Source organism: Leisingera sp. F5 (assembly GCF_001593695.1).
Window position 1 is genome coordinate 1 of record NZ_LUKH01000168.1, and the last position, 4,424, is coordinate 4,424.

Annotated in this window: 4 protein-coding genes and 1 pseudogene; all 5 read right to left on the reverse strand. The window is 60.9% G+C overall.

Going from position 1 to position 4,424, the window contains the following annotated elements; translation table 11 throughout:
* Window positions 1-99 precede the first annotated feature (99 nt).
* Window positions 100-1,143 (reverse strand): ABC transporter ATP-binding protein, encoded by a 1,044-nt coding sequence (locus tag A2I95_RS26510; protein ID WP_291734727.1) that lies wholly within the window; start codon window positions 1,141-1,143, stop codon window positions 100-102.
* Window positions 1,140-2,135 (reverse strand): ABC transporter ATP-binding protein, encoded by a 996-nt coding sequence (locus A2I95_RS26515; RefSeq protein WP_027257401.1) that lies wholly within the window; start codon window positions 2,133-2,135, stop codon window positions 1,140-1,142. Before A2I95_RS26515 ends, A2I95_RS26510 begins: the two co-directional genes overlap by 4 nt.
* A gap of 4 nt (window positions 2,136-2,139) precedes the next feature.
* A complete protein-coding gene (locus A2I95_RS26520; protein WP_291734728.1) occupies window positions 2,140-3,090 on the reverse strand; it encodes an ABC transporter permease in 951 nt (316 codons plus the stop codon).
* Window positions 3,087-4,067, reverse strand: coding sequence for an ABC transporter permease (locus tag A2I95_RS26525; protein ID WP_259989453.1), 981 nt, complete (start codon window positions 4,065-4,067; stop codon window positions 3,087-3,089). Before A2I95_RS26525 ends, A2I95_RS26520 begins: the two co-directional genes overlap by 4 nt.
* A 146-nt stretch (window positions 4,068-4,213) precedes the next feature.
* Window positions 4,214-4,424, reverse strand: a pseudogene (locus A2I95_RS26530) (ABC transporter substrate-binding protein); the annotation flags it as partial.

Sequence of the window (4,424 nt, forward strand, 5' to 3'; positions counted from 1 at the left end):
GGCTGACATTGCGCTCCTCGGCCGCGCGCGAGAAATTCTTGCACGCGACCAAAGCCTCGAAGTCCTTAAGCCAGATGATGTCCAACTGGGCGTCCCGTCTTAACCGGCGGCCACCGCATCCAGCCTGTCTTCTTCGACAGCATGGCAGGCCACAAGGCTGCCATCGGGCTGGTGAATGGCTTTTGGCTGTTCACTCTTGCATCGAGCGTCCGCAAAGGCGCAGCGGCTTTGGAAAGGGCAGCCTTGCGGCAGATTGATCGGCGTCGGGATCTCGCCCTTGAGGCGGATATGGTTCGGCCGGTCATCCTTGAGCTGCGGCACTGCGGACAGCAAGGCCCGAGTATAAGGGTGTTTCGGGTTGGAGAACAATGTCGCGGTGTCCGCAACCTCGCAAACCGACCCAAGGTAAAGAACCGCAACACGGGTACCAAAATGTTCCACCACACTCAGGTCGTGGGTAATGAACAGATAGGTGAGGCCGCGGCTTTCCTTGGCTTCCAGCATCAGGTTCAGCACCTGCGCCTGGATCGACACGTCCAGCGCGCTGATCGGCTCATCCGCGATGATGAACTCCGGATCCACCGTCAGGGCGCGGGCAATGGCGATCCGCTGGCGCTGGCCGCCGGAAAACTCATGCGGATAGCGTTTGGCCCAGCTGGGATCGACACCTACCGACAGCATCACCTCGGTGACCTTGTCGCGCACCTCCGCCGCCGAGGCGCCGGGGTTGTGATGGCGCACGGGTTCCTCCAACGCCTGCCGGATGGTCATGCGCGGGTTGAGCGACGCATAGGGATTCTGGAAGATCATCTGGATCTTCTTGCGCAGGGGCTGCATGGCGCCACGCGACAGGTCATCAATGCGCTGGCCGTCATAATGGATTTCGCCCGCGGTGGGGGGCAGCAGGCCCGCGACCAGCCGCGCCACAGTGGACTTGCCGCAGCCCGACTCGCCAACCACACACAGCGCCTCGCCACGGCCCACGTCCAGCGAGACGTTGTTCACCGCGTGAACCGAGCGGCTTTCGCGGACGATCTTGCCCTGTTTGAACTTCAGCGTCTCGAGGAAGCCCTGATCCAGATCGAACCGCTTTTCCAGGTTCTTGATCTGCAGCAGCGGGCGGTCTGTTTTTGCGTCACTCATGCCCGTGCCTCCTGACGGTCTTCATCGCTGTTCAGGCGCTGCACCTCGTGGCAGGCCACTGCGACCTCGCCGTATTGCACGATGTCCGGCACCCGGCTGCGGCACAGGTCAGTAGCGTATTTGCAGCGCGGGTTAAAGGCGCAGCCGGTGGGAATGCTGGTCAATCCCGGCATGTTGCCGGGGATCTGCTTCAGCCGCTGGCCGGGCACGGTCTGCTGCGGCAGCGCATTGATCAGCCCTTGGGTATAAGGGTGCTGCGGATCGTTGATGATTTCCCGTGTGCGCCCGGCCTCGATGATCCGGCCCGCATACATCACCAGCGTGCGCTCGGTCATCTGGCTGACCACGCCCAGATCGTGGGTAATCAGGATCAGCCCCACCTGGTTCGACTGGCACAGTTCCAGCATCAGCTCCATGATGTCGGCCTGAATGGTCACGTCCAGCGCCGTCGTGGGTTCGTCCGCGATGATCAGCTGCGGGTCCAAGAGCAGCGCAATCGCAATGATGATCCGCTGGCGCATGCCGCCCGACAGCTCGTGCGGGTATTGCTCCAGGCGTTCCTCCGGCGAGGGGATATAGACCTCGCGCAGTTTGACGATGGCAATCTGGCGCGCTTCCTCACGGCTCAGCTTGCGGTGCGCCAGCAGGGTTTCAACCATCTGCTGGCCGATGGTCAGCACCGGGTTCAGCGTCACCATCGGATCCTGAAAGATCATCGCCATCCGGTTGCCGCGCAGGGTGCGCAGGCGCTTGTCGTTCATCTGCACGACGTCCTCGCCATCGAACAGGATCTGGCCGTTGTCGATATAACCAGGACGGCTGAGAAGGTTCATCAGCGAAAACCCGGTGATCGACTTGCCCGCACCGCTTTCGCCGACAATGCCAAGGCGCTCGCCCTTGGCCAGGTCAAAGGAAATGCCGTTGAGGGCAGTGACCGTCTCGTCGCGCATGGCGAATTTCACGGTCAGGTCGCGAACGGAAAGAAGGCTCATCGCGTCACCCCTTGTAAAGTTTCGGGTTCAGGACGTCGCGCATCCAGTCGCCCAGCAGATTGATGACCAGGACCAGCACCACCAGCACCACGCCGGGAATGGCGGTGATCCACCAGCTGCCCGAGAAGATGTAGTCAAACCCCGAGGAAATCAGCGAGCCCAGCGACGGCTGGCTGGGCGGCATGCCCAGACCCAGAAAACTGAGCGACGCCTCGGAAATGATCGCATTGGCGACCTGCACGGTTGAGATCACGAAAATCGGCGACAGCGAGTTCGGCAGGATGTGCCGCACCATGATCCGCATCGGGCCGAATCCCAGCACACGGGCGCTATCGACGTATTCCTTTTTCTTCTCGGCCAGAACAGTGGCGCGCACGGTGCGGGCGTATTGCGGCCATTCTGCCACCCCGATCACCGCGATCAGGAACACCACCGCATAGCGGTTAAACGTATCAGTTCCGAACATCGCCTGTGTCACGGCGAGGAAGATGATCGCCACCATCAGGGTCGAGAACGACAGCTGGATATCGGCCAAGCGCATCAGCAGACTGTCCAGACGGCCGCCGACATAGCCGGCCACCAGCCCGATGGAGATGCCCAGGAAGGCCTGCAGCGCCACCGCGCAGATGCCGATCAGCAACGACAGCCGGGTGCCGTACAGGATGGTCGACCACAGGTCGCGGCCCTGATCATCGGTGCCCAGCATGAACTCCGGCAGCGCGCCATTCACCCAAACCGGCGGGTATTCCGAGTTCATGATGTCCATCTGCGCCGGGTCATACGGATCATAAGGCGCGATCACAGGCGCCAGAAAGGCGGCCACGGCAATCAGCAGAAAGATGATCATGCTGACCACCGCCACCGGATTGCGGCGGAAGCTGTAGCCCATGTTGGAACTCCAGGCCTTGGACCAGCGCGACGGTTCGGATTTCGGGGAAAGCGTTTCGGTGCTCATGCGCCCATCCTCGCAATATTCACGGTCGGGTTCACCAGCCCATAGATCAGGTCAACGATGGTGTTGGTGACCACAAAGATAAAGCCGACAACAATCAGGTAGGCCACGATCAGCGGGGTATCGACGCGGTTCACCGCTTCAAGGAACATGAACCCCATGCCCGGCCACTGGAACACCGTCTCGGTCAGGATCGTGTAGGCCACCATGGTGCCGATCTGCACACCGCCAACAGTGATCACCGGCAGCAGCGTGTTTTTCAGCGCATGGACAAAATAGATGCGCCACGGGCTGATGCCCTTGGCCTTGGCGTATTTAACGTATTCGGATTGCAGCACTTCCATCATCTCGGCCCGGATCAGGCGGACAAACAGCGGCAGCATGATCGAGGCCAGCGCAATCGACGGCAGGATGATGTGAAGCCAGCCATCGGCAGTGGCAAAGTTGGTCTGCCAATAGCCCCAGACCTGCACGGTATCACCGCGCCCGTAGGAGGGCAGCCAGCCGTATTCCACCGAGAACACAAAGATCATCAGGATCGCGGTCAGGAACACCGGGATCGAAATGCCGATGATCGACAGCCCCATGATAATACGGCTCAGGATCGAATTGGGCTTGATCGCGGTGTAGACACCCAGCGGCACCGACAGTCCGACGATGATCAGCGTGGCACCGAACACCAGCTCCAGCGTTGCCGGCAGTTTTTTCAGGATCACGTCCAGCGCCGGCTCCTTGAAGAAATAGGAGGTGCCCAGGTCACCCTGCAGCGCATTGCCCGCAAACCGCAGGTATTGCGTCACAAAGCTGTCGTTCAGACCCAGCTCATCGCGCAGCTGCTGACGTACTTCTTCCGAGACCGACTGCCCGACCAGCTCGCGCAGCGGGTCGCCCAGGTTGCCCTGGATGGCAAAGGCAATCAGCGAGATGACGAACATCACGGCAATCGCCTGGATCACTCGCTTGGCGAGATAGGCAAACATCGTCCTGACCTTTGTAGAGTTTGGTTACAGCGTAAAACACCGTGTTCAAGGGAACCGCGGGTTCTGCATACACGGCTTTGGCGGCCGCTTGTTGTTTTGGCGGCCCGGGCCGGCCGGAGGAGACCGGCCCGGGTCAGATCAGCGGCTTAGCTGCCGGTTTCGACGATCAGGTCACCGAAATAGGGGAAGTTCAGCGCATTCACGATGTCGCCTGCGTTCATGCCGGACTTGGCGCCCCATGCCAGGTTCTGCCAGTGCAGCGGAATAAAGGCGGCCTCATCATACAGGATGCCTTCCAGCTTCTGCAGCAGTTCCGTACGCTTGGCCGGGTCTGTTTCCGCGTTGGCGGCGTTCATC

Excerpts from the sequence above, each read along its gene's own strand:
- A2I95_RS26510 (WP_291734727.1), bottom strand. The coding sequence starts at position 1,143 with ATGAGTGACGCAAAAACAGACCGCCCGCTGCTGCAGATCAAGAACCTG.
- A2I95_RS26515 (WP_027257401.1), bottom strand. The coding sequence starts at position 2,135 with ATGAGCCTTCTTTCCGTTCGCGACCTGACCGTGAAATTCGCCATGCGC.
- A2I95_RS26520 (WP_291734728.1), bottom strand. The coding sequence starts at position 3,090 with ATGAGCACCGAAACGCTTTCCCCGAAATCCGAACCGTCGCGCTGGTCC.
- A2I95_RS26525 (WP_259989453.1), bottom strand. The coding sequence starts at position 4,067 with ATGTTTGCCTATCTCGCCAAGCGAGTGATCCAGGCGATTGCCGTGATG.